16 protein-coding genes, 1 pseudogene and 1 riboswitch are annotated in these 19893 nt (G+C 59.8%); of the genes and pseudogenes, 6 read left to right on the top strand and 11 right to left on the bottom strand.

What is annotated here, in order from left to right; genetic code table 11:
- Positions 1-13 precede the first annotated feature (13 nt).
- The 4 genes from napA to moaA form a co-directional block, all read right to left on the bottom strand.
- Positions 14-2503, bottom strand: coding sequence for a nitrate reductase catalytic subunit NapA (gene napA / locus ACTG2T_RS16535; RefSeq protein WP_319889900.1), 2490 nt, complete (start codon positions 2501-2503; stop codon positions 14-16).
- Positions 2504-2604: 101 nt separating this feature from the next.
- Positions 2605-2859, bottom strand: coding sequence for a chaperone NapD (locus ACTG2T_RS16530; RefSeq protein ID WP_031227438.1), 255 nt, complete (start codon positions 2857-2859; stop codon positions 2605-2607).
- Positions 2860-2888: 29 nt separating this feature from the next.
- The gene (gene napF, locus ACTG2T_RS16525; RefSeq protein ID WP_330124771.1) at positions 2889-3431 is read right to left on the bottom strand and encodes a ferredoxin-type protein NapF; all 543 of its coding nucleotides are present in this window, start codon (positions 3429-3431) and stop codon (positions 2889-2891) included.
- A gap of 239 nt (positions 3432-3670) precedes the next feature.
- A complete protein-coding gene (moaA, locus tag ACTG2T_RS16520; protein ID WP_159163973.1) occupies positions 3671-4666 on the bottom strand; it encodes a GTP 3',8-cyclase MoaA in 996 nt (331 codons plus the stop codon).
- Positions 4654-4794, bottom strand: a riboswitch (molybdenum cofactor riboswitch). (Overlaps the previous gene by 13 nt.)
- Before the next feature lie 78 nt (positions 4795-4872).
- Here moaA and narQ point away from each other — a divergent pair.
- The 3 genes from narQ to ACTG2T_RS16505 all read left to right on the top strand — a co-directional run bounded on the left by narQ (position 4873) and on the right by ACTG2T_RS16505 (position 7902).
- Positions 4873-6585 carry a nitrate/nitrite two-component system sensor histidine kinase NarQ gene (gene narQ, locus ACTG2T_RS16515; protein ID WP_005334468.1) on the top strand — a complete coding sequence of 571 codons (1713 nt, stop codon included), beginning with the start codon at positions 4873-4875 and terminating at the stop codon, positions 6583-6585.
- Positions 6585-7223, top strand: coding sequence for a two-component system response regulator NarL (gene narL / locus ACTG2T_RS16510; protein ID WP_005334471.1), 639 nt, complete (start codon positions 6585-6587; stop codon positions 7221-7223). The genes narQ and narL overlap by 1 nt, the downstream gene beginning before the upstream one ends.
- Positions 7224-7326: 103 nt before the next feature.
- Positions 7327-7902 (top strand): LON peptidase substrate-binding domain-containing protein, encoded by a 576-nt coding sequence (locus ACTG2T_RS16505; protein ID WP_005334473.1) that lies wholly within the window; start codon positions 7327-7329, stop codon positions 7900-7902.
- Between the two features lie 248 nt (positions 7903-8150).
- On the opposite strand, the gene ACTG2T_RS16500 is transcribed toward ACTG2T_RS16505, so the two are convergent.
- Both ACTG2T_RS16500 and ACTG2T_RS16495 read right to left on the bottom strand, forming a co-directional pair.
- Positions 8151-10247: a hybrid sensor histidine kinase/response regulator gene (locus tag ACTG2T_RS16500; RefSeq protein WP_330124770.1), complete on the bottom strand. Its 2097-nt coding sequence runs from the start codon at positions 10245-10247 to the stop codon at positions 8151-8153.
- Between the two features lie 31 nt (positions 10248-10278).
- Positions 10279-11463: an FIST signal transduction protein gene (locus tag ACTG2T_RS16495; protein ID WP_330124769.1), complete on the bottom strand. Its 1185-nt coding sequence runs from the start codon at positions 11461-11463 to the stop codon at positions 10279-10281.
- Positions 11464-11576: 113 nt separating this feature from the next.
- On the opposite strand from ACTG2T_RS16495, the gene ACTG2T_RS16490 reads away from it, so the two are divergent.
- Complete coding sequence (locus ACTG2T_RS16490; protein WP_159163975.1) at positions 11577-12491, top strand: gluconeogenesis factor YvcK family protein; 915 nt, start codon at positions 11577-11579, stop codon at positions 12489-12491.
- A 42-nt stretch (positions 12492-12533) separates the two neighbouring features.
- Here the strand turns inward: ACTG2T_RS16490 and ACTG2T_RS16485 are convergent, their stop codons facing one another.
- The 3 genes from ACTG2T_RS16485 to lpcA all read right to left on the bottom strand — a co-directional run bounded on the left by ACTG2T_RS16485 (position 12534) and on the right by lpcA (position 14713).
- Positions 12534-12869, bottom strand: a complete 336-nt coding sequence (locus ACTG2T_RS16485; RefSeq protein WP_194495832.1) for an Hpt domain-containing protein — start codon at positions 12867-12869, stop codon at positions 12534-12536.
- Positions 12870-13160: 291 nt separating this feature from the next.
- On the bottom strand, positions 13161-13970 hold the full coding sequence (locus ACTG2T_RS16480) for a class II glutamine amidotransferase (protein WP_194495833.1): 810 nt from the start codon (positions 13968-13970) through the stop codon (positions 13161-13163).
- A 164-nt stretch (positions 13971-14134) separates the two neighbouring features.
- The gene (gene lpcA, locus ACTG2T_RS16475; RefSeq protein WP_005334485.1) at positions 14135-14713 is read right to left on the bottom strand and encodes a D-sedoheptulose 7-phosphate isomerase; all 579 of its coding nucleotides are present in this window, start codon (positions 14711-14713) and stop codon (positions 14135-14137) included.
- A 255-nt stretch (positions 14714-14968) separates the two neighbouring features.
- Between lpcA and fadE the strand changes: the two are divergent.
- Both fadE and ACTG2T_RS16465 read left to right on the top strand, forming a co-directional pair.
- Positions 14969-17424, top strand: a pseudogene (gene fadE, locus ACTG2T_RS16470) (acyl-CoA dehydrogenase FadE).
- 179 nt (positions 17425-17603) lie between these two features.
- Complete coding sequence (locus ACTG2T_RS16465; protein ID WP_043821112.1) at positions 17604-18878, top strand: amidohydrolase; 1275 nt, start codon at positions 17604-17606, stop codon at positions 18876-18878.
- 80 nt (positions 18879-18958) lie between these two features.
- On the opposite strand, the gene ACTG2T_RS16460 is transcribed toward ACTG2T_RS16465, so the two are convergent.
- The gene (locus ACTG2T_RS16460) at positions 18959-19306 is read right to left on the bottom strand and encodes an RnfH family protein (protein WP_149152494.1); all 348 of its coding nucleotides are present in this window, start codon (positions 19304-19306) and stop codon (positions 18959-18961) included.
- Positions 19299-19733 (bottom strand): SRPBCC family protein, encoded by a 435-nt coding sequence (locus ACTG2T_RS16455; protein ID WP_005334496.1) that lies wholly within the window; start codon positions 19731-19733, stop codon positions 19299-19301. Before ACTG2T_RS16455 ends, ACTG2T_RS16460 begins: the two co-directional genes overlap by 8 nt.
- Positions 19734-19893 lie beyond the last annotated feature (160 nt).

Genomic DNA, 19893 nt, shown 5'->3' with positions numbered 1-19893 from the left:
GCGCTCCCCCGCCTTAAGCCTTCATCACCTTGACGGCGCACTTCTTGTAATCGGTCTCTTTCGAGAGCGGATCGGTGGCGTCCAGGGTCAGCTTGTTGACCAACTGGCTCGCATCAAAGAAGGGCATGAAGACCAGTCCTTTCGGCGGACGGTTGCGACCACGGGTCTCGACACGGGTCTTCACCTCGCCACGGCGGGAGGAGACGATCACCTCTTCACCACGGCGCACGCCGCGAGCCTTGGCATCGTCCGGGTGCATGAAGAGCACCGCATCCGGGAAGGCGCGATAAAGCTCGGGTACCCGACGGGTCATGGTGCCGGTGTGCCAGTGCTCCAGCACGCGGCCGGTGGAGAGCCACAGATCGTACTCTTTATCCGGCGACTCGGCAGCGGGCTCGAACGGCAGGGCGAAGATGACCGCCTTGCCATCGGGCTTGCCATAGAAGCGCACCCCCTCGCCCGCTTTCACATAGGGGTCGAACCCTTCACGGTAGCGCCACAGGGTCTCTTTGCCATCTACCACCGGCCAGCGCAGACCGCGCGCTTCGTGGTACTGATCGAACGGTGCCAGATCGTGACCGTGGCCACGACCGAAGGTGGCGTACTCTTCGAACAAGCCCTTCTGGACGTAGAAACCGAAGTGCTCGGCTTCGTCGTTCAGCATCCCCTTGCTCTGCTCTTTCGGGAACTGGTTGACCTGACCGTTGGCATAGAGCACATCGAACAGGGTTTTGCCCTTCACTTCCGGCATCTTGGCAATCAGCTCAGCCGGCCAGACTTCCTCAACCTTGAAGCGCTTGGAGAACTCCATCAGCTGCCACAAGTCGGACTTGGCCCCTTCCGGCGCTTTCACCTGCTGGTGCCAGAACTGGGTGCGGCGCTCGGCGTTGCCATAGGCCCCCTCTTTCTCCACCCACATGGCGGTGGGGAGGATGAGGTCAGCGGCCTGGGCAGTGACGGTCGGGTAAGGGTCAGAGACCACGATGAAGTTGCGCGGATCGCGATAGCCAGGCAGGCGATCGGTATTCATGTTGGGGCCGGCCTGCATGTTGTTGTTACACATCACCCAGTAGGCGTTGAGCTTGCCATCTTTGAGCATGCGATCCTGCAGCACGGCGTGGAAACCCACCTTGTCGGGAATGGTCCCCTCCGGCAGTTTCCAGATCTTCTCGGCAATGGCGCGATGTTTGGGCTCGGTCACCACCATGTCGGCAGGCAGACGGTGGGCAAAGGTACCCACTTCACGCGCGGTGCCACAGGCAGAGGGCTGACCGGTCAGTGAGAAAGGACCATTACCCGGCTCGGAGATCTTGCCGGTCAGCAGGTGGATGTTGTAGCAGAGGTTGTTGGCCCAGACGCCACGGGTATGCTGGTTGAAGCCCATGGTCCAGTAAGAGACCACCTTCTTGCTCGGGTCGGCATAGAGCTTGGCCAGCTTTTCCAGCTTCTCTTTGGAGACGCCGGAGAGCTTGGAGACCGACTCCACATCGTAATCCGCCACGAACTTGGCAAACTCCTCGAAGGTCATCGGAGTGGCATCGCCACTGTCCGGGTTCTTCGCTTTCTGCTGCAGCGGATCGGTCGGGCGCAGGCCGTAACCGATGTCGGTGACCCCCTTCTTGAACACTGTGTGCTTGTTGACGAAGTCCCAGTTCACCTTGTCGTTCTGGATGATGTAGTTGGCGACATAGTTGAGGATCGCCAGGTCGGTCTGCGGAGTGAACACCATGCCGTTGTCCGCCAGCTCGAAGCTGCGGTGCTCGAAGGTCGAGAGCACGTGCACCTGCACATCCGGGTTGGAGAGGCGACGATCGGACATCCGCGACCAGAGGATGGGGTGCATCTCGGCCATGTTGGAGCCCCACAGCACGAACGCATCGGCCTGCTCGATATCGTCGTAGCAGCCCATCGGCTCGTCCATGCCGAAGGTACGCATGAAGCCGACGACCGCAGAGGCCATGCAGTGACGGGCATTGGGGTCAATGTTGTTGGAGCGGAAACCGGCCTTCATCAGCTTGGCGGCGGCGTAACCTTCCCAGACGGTCCACTGGCCGGAGCCGAACATGCCGACGGCGGTCGGCCCCTTCTCTTTCAGGGTCGCCTTGAACTTCTCGGCCATGATGTCGAACGCCTGATCCCAGCTGATGGGGGCAAAGTCGCCATCCTTGTCGAACTGGCCGTTCTTCATCCGCAGCATCGGCTGGGTCAGGCGATCCTGGCCGTACATGATCTTGGAGAGGAAGTAGCCCTTGATGCAGTTGAGGCCACGGTTGACCGGTGCATCGGGGTCGCCCTGAGTCGCCACGACCCGACCATCCTGAGAGCCCACCAGCACGGAGCAGCCGGTACCGCAGAAGCGGCAGGGAGCCTTATCCCAATGGATGGCCGTCTTGTCGGTACTGGTGATGAGATTGGCTGCCAGCGTGGGGGCACTGACACCGGCCACGGCAGCGGCAGCTGCCACCGCGTTGGCCTTCATAAAGTCGCGTCGACTCAGCTTCATGGCATATCCTCACATTGCTTATCGCGTAATAGTTGTCGAATCTGTCGAACGGGAGCCAGCCATCAGCGGCAGAGGGCACGCCCGGCATCCCATCACTCTTTTCAGTGACCGCCCAGTTCATCGAACTGGTGGTAAATCAGGGCGGCAGAGAGCACACCCGGCATTGCCTGTATCGCATCAATGGCCGCCATGATCGGCCGCTGGCTCGGACCTTCCAGGGTCACGACCAGCTTGCCCTCGTCACTGACGGCGTGGATCTCGGCCCCTTCAAGGGCGCCAATCTGCTCGGCGAGCTGATGGCGCAAGGGAGGTTGGGTCAGCACCACCAGACTCGAGACATGGAACTCCTGATCCATTGTGGCTTCTGTGTCACACGGTTTCTGACTCATTCTGACTCCTGCTTGAGGGTGGGCTGGCTCGCACCACCGGATGGGGCGGCTCGCCCGTCGATTTTGATGCTGCCAACTGGACAATCCTGCACGCAGGCGCCGCAGCCGTTACAGCGATCCGGCTCCACCGTCGGGGTGGGCACGCGGCCCAGCACCGGAATAAAACGAATGGCATTGGGCTCGCAGCTGTCCTGACAGCGCTGGCAGAACACCTGACCATTGGCCAGACAGTTGGCTTCGATATGGGCCTTATAGTGCCAGGGGGACTCGCTGGTCGGGCGAAACAGCGGCGCCCTGCAGACCGTGACGCACTCGGTGCAGAAGGTGCATTCGCCACGCTGGAAATCGACCACCGGAAAACCGCCCTCGCCATTCACCAGGATCTGCTCCGGACAGGCCGCCAGACAGTCCCCGCAGCGGGTGCAGTCGGCGACAAATGCCGACCAGTTGACTGACCAGGGCAACTGCACCGGCGGTTCGGCAGTTCTCAACCGCCCCCGGAACAGGCCGCGGCGGGCAAGATCGATCTCATCCGGCATGTTGACTCCTGTTCTGGTGAAAAAGGGGACAGTGCGAGTCCATGATTGGCATTCTTGATACCAATTATAAGAGTGGGTGTATATTGCGGCCCTGACAAGGTAAGGGATATACCACCAGGGAGATAAACAGGGGGGATTCTTGCGCCAGATCAAAGCCTTGCAGCGCAATAAAAATGGAGGTATCGGTTAAAATACCTCCATGTGAGGATTGCTATTTAATCGTTGGCGATTTTTTGCGGTTATCCGCCGATCGAGGCGAGATGAGGGGTGATGCCGGCATTGCCCTGATGGAGACGATGGGTAGCACTCTTGCCCGCCAGTGCCGCGCGAATGCGCTGTTGCAGCTCATCAGATTGTCCATCTGCGCCGAGCAGATCCCGCAGGTCAATGCCGTTGTCGCCAAACAGGCAAAGATGCAGCTTCCCCAGCGAGGAGACCCGCAGCCGGTTGCAACCGGCACAGAAATCCTTGCTGTAGGGCATGATGAGCCCCACTCCGCCCTGCGAATCGGGGTGCATAAAGACCTGCGCCGGACCGTCATCCGTGCCCCGCAACTGCTGCACCCAACCGCTCTCCAGCAAGCGCTGTTTGATCTGTTCGCCGCTAACATGGTGGTCACGAAACAGGGTATCCATCTCGCCGGTCTGCATCAGCTCGATAAAGCGCAGCTCGATGGGCTTGTACCTGATCCAGCCCAGAAAGGCATCAAGCTGGTAGTCGTTGAGCCCCTTGAGCAGCACCGCATTGATCTTCACCGATTTGAAACCGGCGGCCAGTGCTGCTTCGATCCCCTCCATCACCTCGGCCAGCTTGTTCTCACCGGTGATCTGGTGAAACTGGCGCGGGTCGAGACTGTCGACACTGACATTCAGCGCGTTGAGTCCGGCATCAAACCACTCCTGAGCCCGCTCCTTGAGGCGATAGCCGTTGGTGGTCATGGCGACCTTCTCGATACCCGGGGTGGTGGCAATCACCTTGACGATCTCGGTGAAATCGCGGCGCAGGGAGGGCTCGCCCCCCGTGATGCGCACCTTGCGGGTGCCCATGGCGGCAAAACCGCTGACCACGCGGCGGATCTCGTCAATCGAGAGAAAGGGTTGACGCCCCGCTTTGTGACCTTCCGGGGGGCGATAGCCGTCAGGCAGGCAATAAGTGCAACGGAAATTGCACACATCGGTCACTGACAGACGCAAATAGTAAAAACGACGGGAAAAACCATCTTCAAGTGGCAACATAAACACCTTTCCAAATACGGGAGGCCAGGGCATTTCTTTCCTGACCCTTACAGCTCGAACGTCGGCTGACGGCTGGTTTCCCCCTATCGCTAGGACTTAGGCAAAACCGCTCGGAGTTCATCTAGTTTTTCGATGCTAACACAAGTTGGAGTACACTCCCACGCATCTTGCGGGGTCCTTATCACTATTCAGAGGTGCGCATCAGTATGGGAAAACGGTTCAGGGTCCATTCGGTCAGCAGTGCCATTGGCCGCGCCATGGTGTTGATCCTCTTCATGGCCAGCCTGATCGCGCTGGTCGCCATGGTCACCCTCTTCTACTCGGTACCCGATGCCAAGGCGATCAACCTCTCCGGTTCGCTACGGATGCAGGCCTACCGGATGGCCTACGAAATCGAGCGGGGCGACAGCGTGCTGGGGCGCCTCTCCCAGTTTGAAGAGACCCTGCACGCCGAAGAGCTGCAGGAGACCCAGCGCTGGATCACTCCTGCCTCCCTGCGTCGCACCTATGGCGAGGTGCTCGGCCAGTGGCAGGTGATGCGCCAGCACATCGAGGATCGTACCCCCAGACGGTACACCGATAACACCGAGCAGTTTGTGGCGGCCATCGACAATTTCGTCAATCAGATGCAGTACCACGTGGAATTCAAGGTGCGGATGCTGGCACTGGCAGAGGGGCTCGGCCTGCTGGCCATCATCACCATCGCCTGGTTCACTGTGCGCTTCACCCGCCAGCAGGTGGTCGCCCCCCTCAACCAGCTGGTCTACTGCGCCCGCCAGATCCAGCGGCAGGATTTCGATCTTAAGCTGCCCGCCCACGGCGAAAATGAGCTGGGGGAGCTCTCGCGCGCCTTCGTCACCATGGCAGACGAGCTGGGCAAGCTCTATCGGGAGCTGGAAAACAAGGTGGAAGAGAAAACCGCCAAGCTGCAACAGGCCAACGACACCCTCTCGTTTCTCTACTCGACCGCCCAGAAGCTGCACGCCGCCCCGCTCAGTACCCGTACCCTCATCAAACTGCTGGACCGCGCCGCCGCCCACCAGCATATCGACCACATCCGGCTGACCCGCTTCGAGCACAACGCCATGCCGGTCTACATCTCGGGGCGCACCGGCTGGCCCGGCGATCTCGATGCGGTCGCCAGCTTTTATCTGCAGATGGATGAGCAGGAGTTCGGCCGCCTCGACATCATCAGCCAGCACCCCATCGATGAGCGGTTGATTAAAAACTTCACCATGCTGCTGGCTCAGGTGCTGCACAAAGACCAGACCCTGCTGCAACAGCAACGACTGCTGCTGATGGAGGAGCGGGCGGTGATCGCCCGGGAGCTGCACGACTCGCTGGCGCAGGCCCTCTCCTACCTCAAGATCCAGTCCACCCTGCTCAAGCGCTCTTACGCCAAGGGGCAACATGACAAGGCGCAGGAGGCGATGCAGCAGATCGACGAGGGGCTTAGCAATGCCTATACCCAGTTGCGCGAACTGCTCGGCACCTTCCGTCTCACCATTGGCGATGCCAATCTGGGGGAAGCAATCCGGGTGATGCTTGATCAACTGCAACCTCAGACCCAGGCCGAAATCCGGTTCCATTACGGACTGGCCGACAACGACCTGGAGGCGGGCCAGCATATCCACATTTTGCAGTTGATCCGTGAGGCAGTGCTCAATGCCATCAAACATGCAAACGCGCAAGTGATTGATGTTAGCTGTGAGACCCTCGCCAGTGGTAACATTGAGGTTCAGATTTCAGATGACGGTGTCGGGATCGGACTCGCCAGCTCGGCGATCAACCATTACGGGTTGAGCATCATGAACGAGCGCGCCAGCAAACTGCACGGTCTGCTGACCATCAACGAGCAGCAACCACAAGGCACCTGCGTGCATCTGACCTTTCCCACCAGTCTAGCGAGAGACGCCTGATGGACGAGATGAAATACACAGTTCTGGTCGTAGATGACCATCCCCTCATGCGCAAAGGGATTGTGCAGTTGCTGGCTCTGGAAGAGAACATGGAGGTGACCGGTGAAGCCTCCAACGGCACAGATGCCGTGGCGCTGGCCAAAGAGTCCGAGCCGGACCTGATCCTGCTCGACCTCAACATGAAGGGGCTCTCCGGCCTCGATACCCTCAAGGCGCTGCGGGCCGAAGAGATCACCTCCCGGGTGGTGATCCTCACCGTCTCCGATGCCCGTCAGGATGTGGTGGCTTTGCTCAAGGCGGGTGCCGACGGCTACCTGCTCAAGGATACCGAGCCTGATCTGCTGCTGGCCCAACTGGCCGACGTGATGACCGGCAAGCAGATCCTGAGCGAACCGCTGCGCCCCTATCTCGAAAACATCTACGAGCTGGATCACCTGCAGCAGAAGCTGGAAAGCTTAACGCGTCGCGAAATGCAAATCCTGCGCGAAATTGCAAAAGGCCTCTCCAACAAACAGGTCGCCTCGGTACTCCATATCTCCGAGGGAACGGTCAAGGTTCACGTGAAGAGCCTGCTGAAGAAACTCGAGGCGCAAAGCCGCGTGGAAGCGGCTGTCATGTATCTGGAGCAGCGCAACTAAGCGCTCTCAACCGCCCGAAAAGCCACCCTCCGGTGGCTTTTTTCATTCTCTGGCACAGTCGCTGCATTGTCATATTCAGCAACTACTCAATGGAGGATGGAACATGAAACTACAACCTTTGGCACTGTTCCCCTTGCCTTCCCACATACTGCCGGGCGGCAAGCTTCCTCTGCGTCTGTTCGAGCCACGCCACCTGCAGATGCTCAAGGAGTCATTCATCAACGATCAGGGCTTTGGCATCGTGATGGAAGAGTCGACCACCTCGGGACAATCCGGCCGCATTCTGCCGGTGGGCACCCGGGTCAAGGTGACAGACTTCTACACCCTCAATGATGGCCTGCTGGGTGTGACGGTGCTGGGACTGGAGCGCTTCTGTATCCACGAGATGGAAACAGACGAGATGGGCCTGCGCCGAGCCAAGGTGGAGATGCTGCCCAACTGGCCGAGCACCCACTCAGATTTCAACGACAAGCTGCTGGTCAATCGCCTGCGGGAAGTGTTCGAGCAGTATCCGGAGCTTGATGAGCTCTATCCGGACAAGCGCTTTGAAGATGCCGCCTGGCTCTGCCAACGCTGGCTCGAGATATTGCCGATGCCGATTTACGAAAAGCAGATGCTGATTGCCAAACAAAACAGCGAAGCGGCCCGTAAATTTCTGCATCGCCTGATTTCACAATGACAAAAACAGCGTTGCAAAATGCAATTATTCCAACAATGAAAATGTGAAATTCGCATTTTGCGAGTAAGTAGGAACGCAAAACGCCATAACAAGAGAGAGCCGCTGCGCTAAACGGCCAAAATTGAACACAAAAGAGTCTAAAAAAGTTGGCACAGATTTTTCATATAGATTTGTACAACCCGATTTATCCCGTGCTCTCTTCAGTATTTGCTGAAGAACTGGTCAACCCACAAAGTTGACCATTTTTTTTATCCGCGCGTCGGCAACCGCTGACCAAAGTGACGCTGCAAACACTCTCTCAGCCGTGACAAGGTGATAGGCTTGGCGAGAAAGTCATCCATCCCCTGCGCCAGACAGCACGCCTTGTCCTCCGCCATCGCATTGGCCGTCAGGGCGACGATAGGCATGGTGCATCCCAACTCCCGCAACCGGCGAGTCGCTTCCAGTCCGTCCATCAGGGGCATCCGCATATCCATCAGGATCAAATCCGGGAGCTGCTCATCCACCTGCGCCAGCGCCTCCAGACCATTGGCAGCCAGCCGTACCTTGCCCACCAGTTTTTGCAGCATCAGCGATACCACCAGCTGATTTACCGGGCTGTCCTCCACCACCAGCACATCCAGTGGCAGCAGTGCCGAAGCCCCCTCCTCCCGCTGCGGCTGACTATGGCAGGGTAGCGCCATGCCGGGCAGTTCGAACCAGAAACAGCTTCCCTTACCCGGCTCGCTCTTCAGGTGGATCTCACCTCCCATCAGGGTAACCAGACGCTTGCTGATGGCAAGGCCCAGGCCGGTACCGGAAAAACGCCGGGTGGCCGAGTTGTCGACCTGGGAGAAGGGTTCAAACAGCTGCGCCTGATCCGCATCGGCGATCCCGATCCCGGTGTCGGAGACCGAGATCAGCAGCTTCTCATCCTGCCAACCCAGGTGCAGTGTCACCTGCCCCTGCTCGGTAAACTTGAGGGCGTTGTCCAGCAGATTGCCCATCACCTGTGACAAACGCATCGGATCCCCCTGCAACTCCCGGGGTACCGACTCATCGACCCGATAAACCAGCGCAATCCCCTTGGCGGTCGCGCGAGCTTGCAGCGGCTCGACCAGAGATTGGCAAAGCTGGACGGGTTGCAGGGTCTCGCAGTGAAACACCAGGGTTTGCGACTCAATTTTCGAAAAATCGAGCACGTCGTCGATGATGGTTTGCAGCAATCTGGCCGAGTGGGTGGCATGGCGCAGCAGGCTCTGTTGCTCCGGCGCCAGCTCGGCATGCTGCACCAGATCGAGCATCCCCAACACCGCATTCATGGGCGAGCGGATCTCGTGGGTCATCATGGCCAGAAACTGGGACTTGGCACGGTTGGCCGCTTCGGCCTCATCCCGTGCCCGCGCCAGCTCCTCTTCCCTACGGATCTGGTTGCTGATATCCCGGGCAGTGCCGCGATAACCGATAAACAGGCCATCATGGTCAAAACAGGGCTCGGCGCTCACCTCCATCCAGCAGGGGCCGTGTTGCAGCGCAACCTGCATCCGCACCCCTCGCACCGGCTGGCGCAGCTCCAAAAGCTGCAGATATTTCTGGGCATCGCAGCTCTGCTTGTTGCAGACGTAGTCATAGAGGGTCGGCCGGGTCGCCTGCGGGGTCATCTCATCCAGATAACCCGGCTCTGAGGCATAACTGAGGCGATGCTCGGCATCTGTCTCCCAGAACCAGTCTGAAGCCATGGCGGCGAAGCTGCGAAAACGGCGTTCGCTGGCCTGTAACGCCTCGGTTTTTACCGCGACCTGCTCCTGCAAGCGGGCCCGATAGGTGATGTTGACCAGCGCCTGGGCGATGAGCGGACGGCAACGCTCCATGGCGGCCTTGCTGGTGAGATCGAACGTGCCCGCCCGGGCGTGGCGGCAGATGAGGGTAGCGGTAAAACCGGGGGCCTGCAGCCCGGTCAGCATCACGCTCGCCCAGCCCGGCTCGCTTGCCAGCGGCGCCAGCTCAGGCAGCTGGACGGGATCGTAAATCACCAGGGTTTCACCCGAGATGGCGCGGGCAAATGCCGGGGTCATACGCCAGTTGCGGGCAGATAGCATAGGCTCGGTGCTGAGGTGGGTACTTCCCTGCTCCCCTTCCCAGGCCACCACATCCGCATGCTCAAAGCCGATAAAGGGTTTGAGCACCTGGATAAGGCTCTCCAGCACCTGCTCCAGCGTCTTGGCATCGGCGAGGGTGGCAACCCCCCCCAGCAGAGTCTGGGACTCGTGACGATACTTGGCCTCGCGCTCACGGCAACGCATAAGGTCGACCAGCGTGGTCTGCAATTTGTCGCCGAGGGCTTCCAGTTCACTGTTGCCAATCATCTTGTTGCCTGCTCTGTTATGTTCTGCCGACTCAACGGGTCAGGAAAATCACGCTCGATACCATCAGGTTGCCGTGAGCCAGCTCGCCATTGGGCAACCGCCCCTGCTCGCCGAAGGTAAAGGGGGTGATAAAAGGGATCTTGCCGAGGCGAGCCTGGCTCTGCTCGACAAATTGGCACAACATATCACCTAGCGCCAAACGGCAACCAGCACAAAAGATGATGAGAGCGCCGATAGGCTGCAATTCCACATCGACCCCATACCCTGGCTCAACGCGCATGGCATTGAGGCTGCGCTGCAACAACCCTTCCTGACTGCTGTACATCAACAGCAGACGCTCCCCTTGCACCACATCGGTAAAGAGCCGCAGCCCGCCCTGTTCGGTCACAGCTTCAGGATGGGAAAGTTTGTAGTAAGGAATACCATCCAGCGCTCCCACCTGACGGGCCAGCGGGGTGAGCGTGGTCTCGCGCAAAATCGCCCCCACCGGCCAGGGCTGCACGCGCCCGCACCAGCGGGCATAGACCTCGGCGGCAGGCTGGTGATCGATGGTGAGTACCTCCCGCCCGTTGCAGGCTGTGATCTCACCGCTGAATTCGGCAGGCACATAACCGGAGTGAAACTGAAAAGCCAGCTGGCAATCGGGATAGAGCACCGCCAGACCGATGCCATCCTGACTCACCGCCTCATCCCAGCAGAGTTGCCAGTCACCGCTGACGCTGCTATCAGCCGCGGATCCACCGACCACCGGCACCGAGGCACCGAGTTCTGCCTCGATACCGGCCAGCAGCCCCTCTTCCTTGCCGGGACTGGCATGAAACAGGATCAGCTGGGGCAGCTCGCCCGGCCGACCACAGTCGCTCATGGCTCGGCGCAGCAACTGTCGCACATCCACCCCGTCACCGCTGGCTCCGGCCACCCCGAATGCTCCTTTCTCGTCGTACAGGGCAGCAACCGCCAGCCCATATCCATCTCGGGCGTGGTGTCCCATCTCGGTCATGACGCCACCGCAAGAGCTGCAACCCAACAGACGGGTCGTCGGGAACTGGCCTTTGAGCGCGTCGCGCAGTATCGCCCCCTCATGGGCTTGGGTAAAATAGAGTAACAGCAGGGAGGGGGCCTGATCGGCATGGTGGCGCAGCTGCGCGCAGATATCTTGGGCCGCCAGCGATGAATTCTGGGCGAGGGAGTGAACGGTCAGAAATTTCAACACCATCTCCTTGTTTTATCGAATGGCAGCCTCAAGCAAAAATCATACCTTTATCAAACAATTATCTAGCTTCACTTGCTAACATAGCGGTCAACTGAGACCAATGACAGGACGCCCATATGTGGCAAAAAAACATCAATGACTTCGATCGGGTCGTTGCCATCGGTGGTGGCCATGGCATGGGACGAGTGCTTTCGTCCCTCTCGTTTCTCGGTCAACGGCTCACCGGCATCGTCACCACCACAGATGATGGCGGCTCGACCGGACGCCTGCGCAAGAGTCAGGAGTGCATCGCCTGGGGCGATCTGCGCAACTGCCTGAACCAGCTGGTGACCGATCCCAGTATCGGCAGCCTGTTGTTCGAGTACCGCTTCGCCGGCAAAGGCGAGCTGGCGGGCCACAACCTTGGCAACCTGATGCTGCTGGCGCTCGATAATCTCTGTGTCCGTCCTCTTGATGCTATCAAGCTGATTAGTGACATGCTCAAAATCGAGTCACAATTGCTACCCATGTCTGAATTTCCCACCGATCTCTGCGCACATATGGAGTGTGGCACCCAGATCCTGGGAGAGGTATCCATCGATCAACTGACAACACCGCCCCTCTCCCTCGGCCTGATGCCGGAGGTGCAAGCGACTCGGGAAGCGGTGCTGGCACTGCAGCAGGCGGACATGATCATTCTTGGGCCGGGCAGTTTTCTCACCTCCATCATGCCACCACTGCTGCTGGCCGAGATCGCCCAGGCCATCAACGAGAGCAGCGCCATGCTGGTTTTCGTCTGCAATCTGGTGGCGGAAAACGGCCCTGCCAGTCAGCTGGATCTGATGAGTCAGTGTCGCTGGCTGGAATCCCGGGTCGGTCAGGGTCGGCTGGATGCCATCCTGGCCCCACAAGGCGCGGGTGATGCGGGGGACTGGCAAGGGCGAGTGATCGAAGCCGAGCTGGGCGAGCTTGAGCTGCCCCATCGGCACGATCGGTTGAAGCTGAAACTGGCGCTGGACCGGATCATCCAGCAACTGCTCAACCAGCGTTAGGCAACGGTCACGGCGCCCCGGCATCCCTGCATAGCGCCGCCGTTACTGATAATCGGCAAGAAACGCCAGCACCCGGGGCAAGGAGGCCTCCAGCAGTTGCAACTGGCGCTCTGCCTCGGCCACATCCGCCTGCTTGCTGGCCATCTCCAGCGCCATCACCTGCTGATAACTCGGCATGGCGCCATAGCTGCCACAGGATGATTTCATGCTGTGCGCTACCCGAGCCAACGCCTCCCACTCCCCCTGCTCATAGAGGGGTCTGAGCTGACTCAGCTGCTCGCCCACCTCTTCAATAAAGACTGCGATGACCACGGGCAGCATATCCGGACCGATATCCTCTGCCAGCTGCTGCAACACCTTGCGATCCACCCACTCCATGCGAGGCTCCTCCTGAACGGTATTCAAACAGACCATACTATAGATAGTTTTCGATGTCGTGGCTCACGGCCAGGCAGTGATGAAGCACCCGATTGGATGGCTCAGGGAATAAAGTGGCAAAAAATGTGATCAGTATCGAAATAGCGATGCTGAAATGCACGTCAAGATAACAACTTGATTGCCACAAATTAACAATTGATCAACACTCAATGCCGTCAGAGTGATGATGCTCAGCAACACCTCTCATCCCTTTTGCCTTTTATGGCTGCTGCGAAGAACCAGGGTAGGTATCTACCCTGGTATTTTTTTATCTTGCTCAAGCACGACCTGGTTGGTCGCCACCCGCTCCCCCATGCGAAACAGATTGAATTCGCCGGGCGCCATTTTGACCCAATTCTCGTTGCCGGTCAGCGGACGGGTGGTGATCAGGGTCACCACATCGTTGGGGGTGGTCTCCCTTTGAAAGTCGATCACCACCTCCTCATCCAGCAGGCTCGCCTCGCCAAACGGCGCACAGCGAGTCAGCCAGTGCAGGTTGTTGCTGCAGTAGCTCATCACATACTCCCCGTCAGAGAGCAGCATGTTGAACACCCCGAACGCTCTGAGCTCGTCACACAGGGTAGCGAGATAGCGAAACATGGCGGGAAAGTTGGCTGGACGCTTGGGATATTTTTGCTCCAGCCGATCGAGCAGCCAGCAGAAGGCGTGCTCGCTGTCGGTATCCCCCACCGGCCGGTGGCGGCCGGTTGGCAGCTTCTTGTAGCCGGTCAGCTGACCGTTGTGGGCGAAGGTCCAGTAACGACCCCACAGCTCACGGGTAAAGGGGTGGGTATTTTCCAGTGACACGCAGCCACGGTTGGCCTGCCGAATGTGGCTGACCACGGCGCAGCTCTTGATGGGCAGCGCCTGTACCAGTCTGGCGATGGGAGATTGGGCGCTGGGCTCGGGATCCTTGAAGGTGCGAAAGCCCTTCCCCTCGTAGAAGGTGATCCCCCAGCCATCCTTGTGGGGCCCGGTCTTGCCGCCGCGCAGCATCAACCCGGTAAAGCTGAAGCAGATATCGGTCGGCACATTGGCACTCATGCCGAGCAGTTCGCACATATCCGGCAGACTCCTTTCATGATTTGGCTTGTGTCATGTTCGACCAGCACGCTGGTTCGACAGACAGCAGGGGAAGGCGCAATCCCTTCCCCTGTGACTGGCAACAACCGATCGATGGCGAACCATGCTACCGGCGCAGCCCTAGTCTGGTGACGATGGCCTGATTACTTGGCCATCTCTTTTTCGACCAGCTGGATCAGGATGTGGATCACCTTGATGTGCACTTCCTGAATACGGTCGGCATAGCCAAAGTGCGGCACGCGGATCTCGACATCCGCCAGACCCGCCATCTTGCCGCCATCCTTGCCGGTCAGGGCGATCACTTTCATGCCTTTGGCGCGGGCAGCCTCGATGGCTTTCAGGATATTACCGGAGTTACCGCTGGTGGAGATACCAAGCAGCACATCGCCACGGCGGCCGACCGCTTCTACGTAGCGGGAGAAGACATAGTCATAGCCAAAGTCGTTGGAGACGCAGGAGAGGTGGCTCGGATCGGAGATGGCGATACCGGCATAACCCGGGCGGTTCTCGCGGTAACGACCGGTCAGCTCTTCGGCGAAGTGCATGGCGTCACAGTGGGAGCCACCGTTGCCACAAGAGAGCACCTTGCCCTCTTCTTTGAAAGAGTCAGCCAGCAGTTTGGCGGCCGCTTCGATGTTTTTCAGGTTCTGCTCATCAGCCAGGAAGGCCTGCAGCACGCTGGCAGCTTCGGTCAGTTCATTGCGGATCAATTCTTGGTACATGATGTCTCTTCCACTGTTTTTAGTGTGCGTGTAGATCGCGGCTATTCTCGCACAAGCGAATCGCACAGTCGCCCCCCTGCGAGCCACAGCGCTGGCGGCGCGTGAGCGTTATGGGGATCACAGAGAGAAGGTAATGAAGATGTAAACAGCTTGATAACTTTGTGCGTATGAATTACAACAGGGGCCATATCCAACAGGTCAGACCTCTGGATCAGTTACGCCACGTTGGCAACCTAACCACGCAAGGAGCAAGCAATGACGACGACCCTCACTCTGCTCGGGGTGATCCTGGTTATCGGAGCCCTGGCCTATCGCCGGGCATCCCTGTTCATCTCCACCCTGGTCACCGGCGCCGCCCTGGTGCTTGGCGCCATCTATGGTCATGTGCCCTTGCTGGTATGGGCGCTGTTCGCGGTGATCGCCATCCCGCTCAATCTGGTGGAATTTCGCCGCAATCAAATAACCAAGCCGCTGTTCAAGATCTACAAATCGATCATGCCGGAGATGTCCCGCACCGAGAAAGAGGCGATTGAAGCGGGCACCACCTGGTGGGAAGCCGACCTGTTCGCGGGCAACCCGGACTGGAAGAAGCTGCACGCCATCCCGGTCAGCACCCTCTCTGCCGAAGAGCAGGCCTTTATGGATGGTCCGGTCGAGGAAGTGTGCCGCATGGTGAGCGACTGGGAAGTGACCCACGAGCGCGCGGATCTCTCCCCCGAGGTGTGGCAATACCTGAAGGACAACAAGTTCTTCGCCATGATCATCAAGAAGAAATATGGCGGTCTGGAGTTCTCGGCCTACGCCCAGTCCTGTGTCCTGCAAAAGCTGTGCGGTGCCAGCGCCGTGCTCGCCTCCACCGTTGGCGTACCCAACTCGCTGGGCCCGGGCGAACTGCTGCAACACTATGGCACTGACGAGCAGAAGGATTACTACCTGCCCCGCCTGGCGGTAGGCAAAGAGATCCCCTGCTTCGCCCTGACCAGCCCGGAAGCGGGTTCTGACGCCGGCTCCATCCCCGACTTCGGTATCGTCTGCAAGGGCGAGTGGGAAGGCAAAGAGGTGCTCGGTATGCGCCTCACCTGGAACAAGCGCTACATCACGCTCGCCCCCATTGCTACCGTCTTGGGTCTCGCCTTCAAACTGCGTGACCCCGAGCACCTGCTGGGTGAAGAGGAAGAGCTCGGCATCACCTGCGCCCTGATCCCCACCCACATCAAGGGGGTCGGCATTGGCCGTCGCCACTTCCCGCTCAACGTGCCGTTCCAGAACGGCCCGACCCAGGGCAAGGATGTGTTCGTCCCGCTCGATTTCATCATCGGTGGCCCGGCTATGGCCGGTCAGGGCTGGCGCATGCTGGTCGAGTGTCTGTCGGTCGGTCGCGGCATCACCTTGCCCTCCAACAGCACTGGCGGCGTCAAGATGCTGGCCCTGGCGAGCGGCGCCTACAGCCGCATCCGTCGCCAGTTCAAGCTGCCCATCGGCAAGATGGAAGGGATTGAAGAGCCGCTGGCCCGCATCGGCGGCAACGCCTACATCATGGGCGCCGCAGCCAACCTGACCGTGACCGGTATCGACCTTGGCGAGAAGCCCTCGGTCATCTCCGCCATCGTCAAATACCACCTCACCGACCGTGCCCAGAAGTGCATCATCGATGCCATGGACATCCACGGCGGCAAGGCCATCTGCATGGGCCCCAACAACTATCTGGCCCGTGGCTATCAGGGTGCCCCCATCGCCGTTACGGTAGAAGGGGCCAACATCCTGACCCGCAGCATGATCATCTATGGTCAGGGCGCTATCCGCTGCCACCCGTATGTATTGCCGGAGATGCTGGCCGCCAGCCACCCGGATAAAGAGCAGGCGCTGAAAGATTTCGACAAGGCGGTATTCAGCCACGTCGGCTTTGCCATCAGCAACCTGGTGCGCAGCTTCTGGCTCGGTATCACCGGCGCCCGCTTTGCCGCGGCCCCTTACAAGGATCAGACCAAGGGCTACTACCAGCAGCTCTCCCGCCTCTCGGCCAACCTGGCGTTCCTGTCAGACATGGCGATGGGCACACTGGGTGGCGAGCTCAAGCGCAAGGAGCGGGTCTCCGCCCGCCTTGGCGACGTATTGAGCCAGCTTTATCTGGCCTCCAGCGCCCTCAAGCGCTATCAGGACGAGGGACGCCAGCAGGCCGACCTGCCGCTGCTGCACTGGGCACTGCAAGATGCCATGTTCAAGGCACAAGAGGCAATCGACGAGCTGCTGCGCAACTTCCCGAACCGCTGGATTGGGCTTGCCCTACGCGCCGTGGTGCTGCCGCTGGGTCGTGACCTGAACCGTCCGTGCGACACGCTGGATCAACAGGTTGCCCGTCTGCTGCAAACCCCGAGCGAAACTCGCAGTCGCCTGGCCAAGGGGCAGTATCTGACCCGCGAAGAGGGTAACCCCTTCGGTCTGCTGGAGCAGGCGCTCGATGACGTGCTGGCCGCAGAGCCGCTGTTCGAGAAAGTCTGCAAGAGCGATGGCATCAAGCGCCCCTTCATGGCACTGGAAAGGTGGCCGACATTGGCCTGGCCGCTGGCGTACTGACCCAGAGCGAAGCCGAGCTGCTGCGCCGCGCCGAAGTAAGTCGCCTGCGCACCATCAACGTCGATGATTTTGACCCCATCGATCTGGTGGCCAACAAGAAGCTGTTTGAAGCCTCCGCTTACCATCACGCGGCCTGATAACCTGCTATCGACAACGCCTCCCTTGTGGAGGCGTTTTTTATGGGCGCTCGCCACTATTCACGGCCCTCACAGCCACCACTCGCACGCACAGCTCCCCCGACCAGCTGCTGGCCCCGTGTGGTCAGCCGGGAAAAAAGGCACAATAGCCGACAAATCGAATCACCAAGGAAGCCAAGATGACCCTTGAGCACCTGATCCTGTGGCGCCGCGACCTGCACCGCCTGCCAGAAGCCGCCTGGAAAGAGTTTCGCACCACCAGCCTGATTGCCCACCATCTGAGCGAGCTAGGTTATCGCATCGTGCTCGGCGACAAGCTGCTGGCCAGCAATCTGATGATGGGCCGTGATGTGGATGTGGCGGTCGAGAAGGCTCGCGCCCGCCGTCAGGGAGCCCATCCCGACTGGCTGGAGCGGATTGGCGATGTCACTGGACTGATGGGAGAGCTGGATACCGGCCGCCCCGGCCCGACCCTGGCCTTTCGCTTCGACATCGATGCGGTGGAGGTGGAAGAGTCCGACGCCGAACAGCACCAGCCACAGCAGGAGGGTTTTGCCTCCCACAACAAGGGGTGGATGCACGCCTGCGCCCACGATGGCCACACCGCCATCGGCATGGGGCTGGCCAGCCAGCTGATGGCGATGAAGGAGCAGCTGTGCGGCCGCATCAAGCTCTTCTTCCAGCCCGCCGAAGAGGGGTGCCGCGGTGGCAAGGCGCTGGCTGCCGGTGGCGCACTCGATGACGTGGATGCCCTGCTCTCGCTACATATCGGTATTCACGCTGGCAGCGGCGAGCTGGTGATCAATCCCACCGAATTTCTCTGCTCCACCAAGTTCGACGTCCACTTTATGGGCACCGCCGCTCACGCGGGGCTCGAACCCAATGCCGGCAGCAATGCGCTGGCAGCCGCCTGCATGGCCACCACCGCCATGCTCGGCATTCCCCGCCACCGCGACGGCATGACCCGCATCAACGTCGGCCAGCTTCACGCTGGCAGCGGCCGCAACGTCATCCCCGATCATGCAGAGCTACGCGGTGAAACCCGCGGCGCCGATAGCACGCTCAACGACTACATGTTCAGTCAGGTACAGCGCATCGTCGAAGGTACCGCCCTCGCCCACGGCGTCACCTACCGCATCATCAAACAGGGCGAGGCCATTGCCCTCGACAACAGCCCGGCGCTGCAGGCCGAGCTGGCGGCGCTGGCCCGCAAGCAAGGGCTTGCCACCATCCAGACTCGCCGCTTTGGCGCCAGCGAAGATGCCGGTTTTCTGATGGAGCGGGTGCAAAAGCAGGGGGGCGAAGCGGCTTACCTCATTCTGGGGGCCGATCTGGCGGCACCACACCATCACAACGAATTCGATTTCGATGAGCGGGTGATGCAAAGCGGGGTCGAGCTGCTGGCCGCCTGGGCACGCGCACGGCTGGGTGTGGCAGAAGCAGCCCTCTCTTGATATCGCCTCGGCCAGCTCACCGGCTAACGGGATCAAAAAAGGCGCCTCGGCGCCTTTTTTCTGCAAGAAAAACCTGAGCGCTACTCGCGGAGCTTGCGATGCACATCGGGGCGGCCCCCGGTCACGCTATCGGCTCGCCCCTCCTCTTTGGCCTTCTCGGCCCGCTTTTTGCGCATCTCGCGGGGATCGGCGATGAGCGGGCGGTAGATCTCGATACGATCCCCGTCGTGCAGCGGCTCGCTCCCTTTCACCGGGCGGCTGTAGATACCGAACTTGTTGACCGTCAGATCGATCTCGGGGTGTTTTTGTACGATGCCGGACTGCTCGATGGCCGCCTGCACGCAGGTCTCGGGCGCCACCCGCAGGGCAATCACCGTCTGCTGCTGCGGCAAGGCATAGACAACCTCGATATTGAGCGGGTCAGACACCGTATACCTCCTTCGCCCGGTTGGAGAAGGCGGAGACCATGGAGCTCACCAGATCACGGAATACCTGACCAAAGGCCACCTCGATAAGCTTGGAGGTAAACTCGAAATCGAGATCAAACTCCACCTTGCAGGCGTCGACATCGAGCGGGGTAAAGGTCCACCAGCCCGCAAGCTTGCGGAAAGGGCCATCCACCAGCTCCATCCTGATCTGGCGGTTCACATCCAGCTGATTGCGGGTAGTAAAGGTCTTGGCAATCCCCGCCTTGGCCACATCGACCGACGCCATCATGTAGTCATCGCCAGCCTCGTGGACACGGCTGCCGACACAGCCGGGCAAAAACTGCGGATAGGCATCCACATCGTTAACCAACTTGAACATCTGTTCTGCACTGAACATCACCAGGGCACTGCGCGTAATTCGGGGCATGGCTTTTCCTCATCCAATCGGCGCGATTTTATCACCATGTTTGGGGTTGTGGAGGTAAAACCTCAGCCAAACCGCTCAGAAAGCCACCACTTGACCTGCTGCGCGTTTTACAGCCGTCCCTGCCTACGTATAATACGAGCCTCCTAGTCATTGCCGGAAA

It is taken from the genome of Aeromonas sp. 75A, assembly GCF_051919425.1.
Taxonomy (GTDB): Bacteria; Pseudomonadota; Gammaproteobacteria; order Enterobacterales; family Aeromonadaceae; genus Aeromonas; species Aeromonas veronii.
Note: the sequence above shows the minus strand (reverse complement) of the source record. Positions and strands in the feature narration are given on the sequence as shown.

Coding starts and splice junctions, on each gene's coding strand:
- ACTG2T_RS16500 (WP_330124770.1), bottom strand. CDS start 10,247: ATGATTGGCAACAGTGAACTGGAAGCCCTCGGCGACAAATTGCAGACC.
- napF (WP_330124771.1), bottom strand. CDS start 3,431: ATGCCGGATGAGATCGATCTTGCCCGCCGCGGCCTGTTCCGGGGGCGG.
- moaA (WP_159163973.1), bottom strand. CDS start 4,666: ATGTTGCCACTTGAAGATGGTTTTTCCCGTCGTTTTTACTATTTGCGT.
- ACTG2T_RS16480 (WP_194495833.1), bottom strand. CDS start 13,970: ATGTGCGAACTGCTCGGCATGAGTGCCAATGTGCCGACCGATATCTGC.
- ACTG2T_RS16485 (WP_194495832.1), bottom strand. CDS start 12,869: ATGGAGTGGGTGGATCGCAAGGTGTTGCAGCAGCTGGCAGAGGATATC.
- lpcA (WP_005334485.1), bottom strand. CDS start 14,713: ATGTACCAAGAATTGATCCGCAATGAACTGACCGAAGCTGCCAGCGTG.
- narQ (WP_005334468.1), top strand. CDS start 4,873: ATGGGAAAACGGTTCAGGGTCCATTCGGTCAGCAGTGCCATTGGCCGC.
- narL (WP_005334471.1), top strand. CDS start 6,585: ATGGACGAGATGAAATACACAGTTCTGGTCGTAGATGACCATCCCCTC.
- ACTG2T_RS16490 (WP_159163975.1), top strand. CDS start 11,577: ATGTGGCAAAAAAACATCAATGACTTCGATCGGGTCGTTGCCATCGGT.
- napA (WP_319889900.1), bottom strand. CDS start 2,503: ATGAAGCTGAGTCGACGCGACTTTATGAAGGCCAACGCGGTGGCAGCT.
- ACTG2T_RS16530 (WP_031227438.1), bottom strand. CDS start 2,859: ATGGATCAGGAGTTCCATGTCTCGAGTCTGGTGGTGCTGACCCAACCT.
- ACTG2T_RS16455 (WP_005334496.1), bottom strand. CDS start 19,733: ATGCCCCGAATTACGCGCAGTGCCCTGGTGATGTTCAGTGCAGAACAG.
- ACTG2T_RS16505 (WP_005334473.1), top strand. CDS start 7,327: ATGAAACTACAACCTTTGGCACTGTTCCCCTTGCCTTCCCACATACTG.
- ACTG2T_RS16495 (WP_330124769.1), bottom strand. CDS start 11,463: ATGGTGTTGAAATTTCTGACCGTTCACTCCCTCGCCCAGAATTCATCG.
- ACTG2T_RS16465 (WP_043821112.1), top strand. CDS start 17,604: ATGACCCTTGAGCACCTGATCCTGTGGCGCCGCGACCTGCACCGCCTG.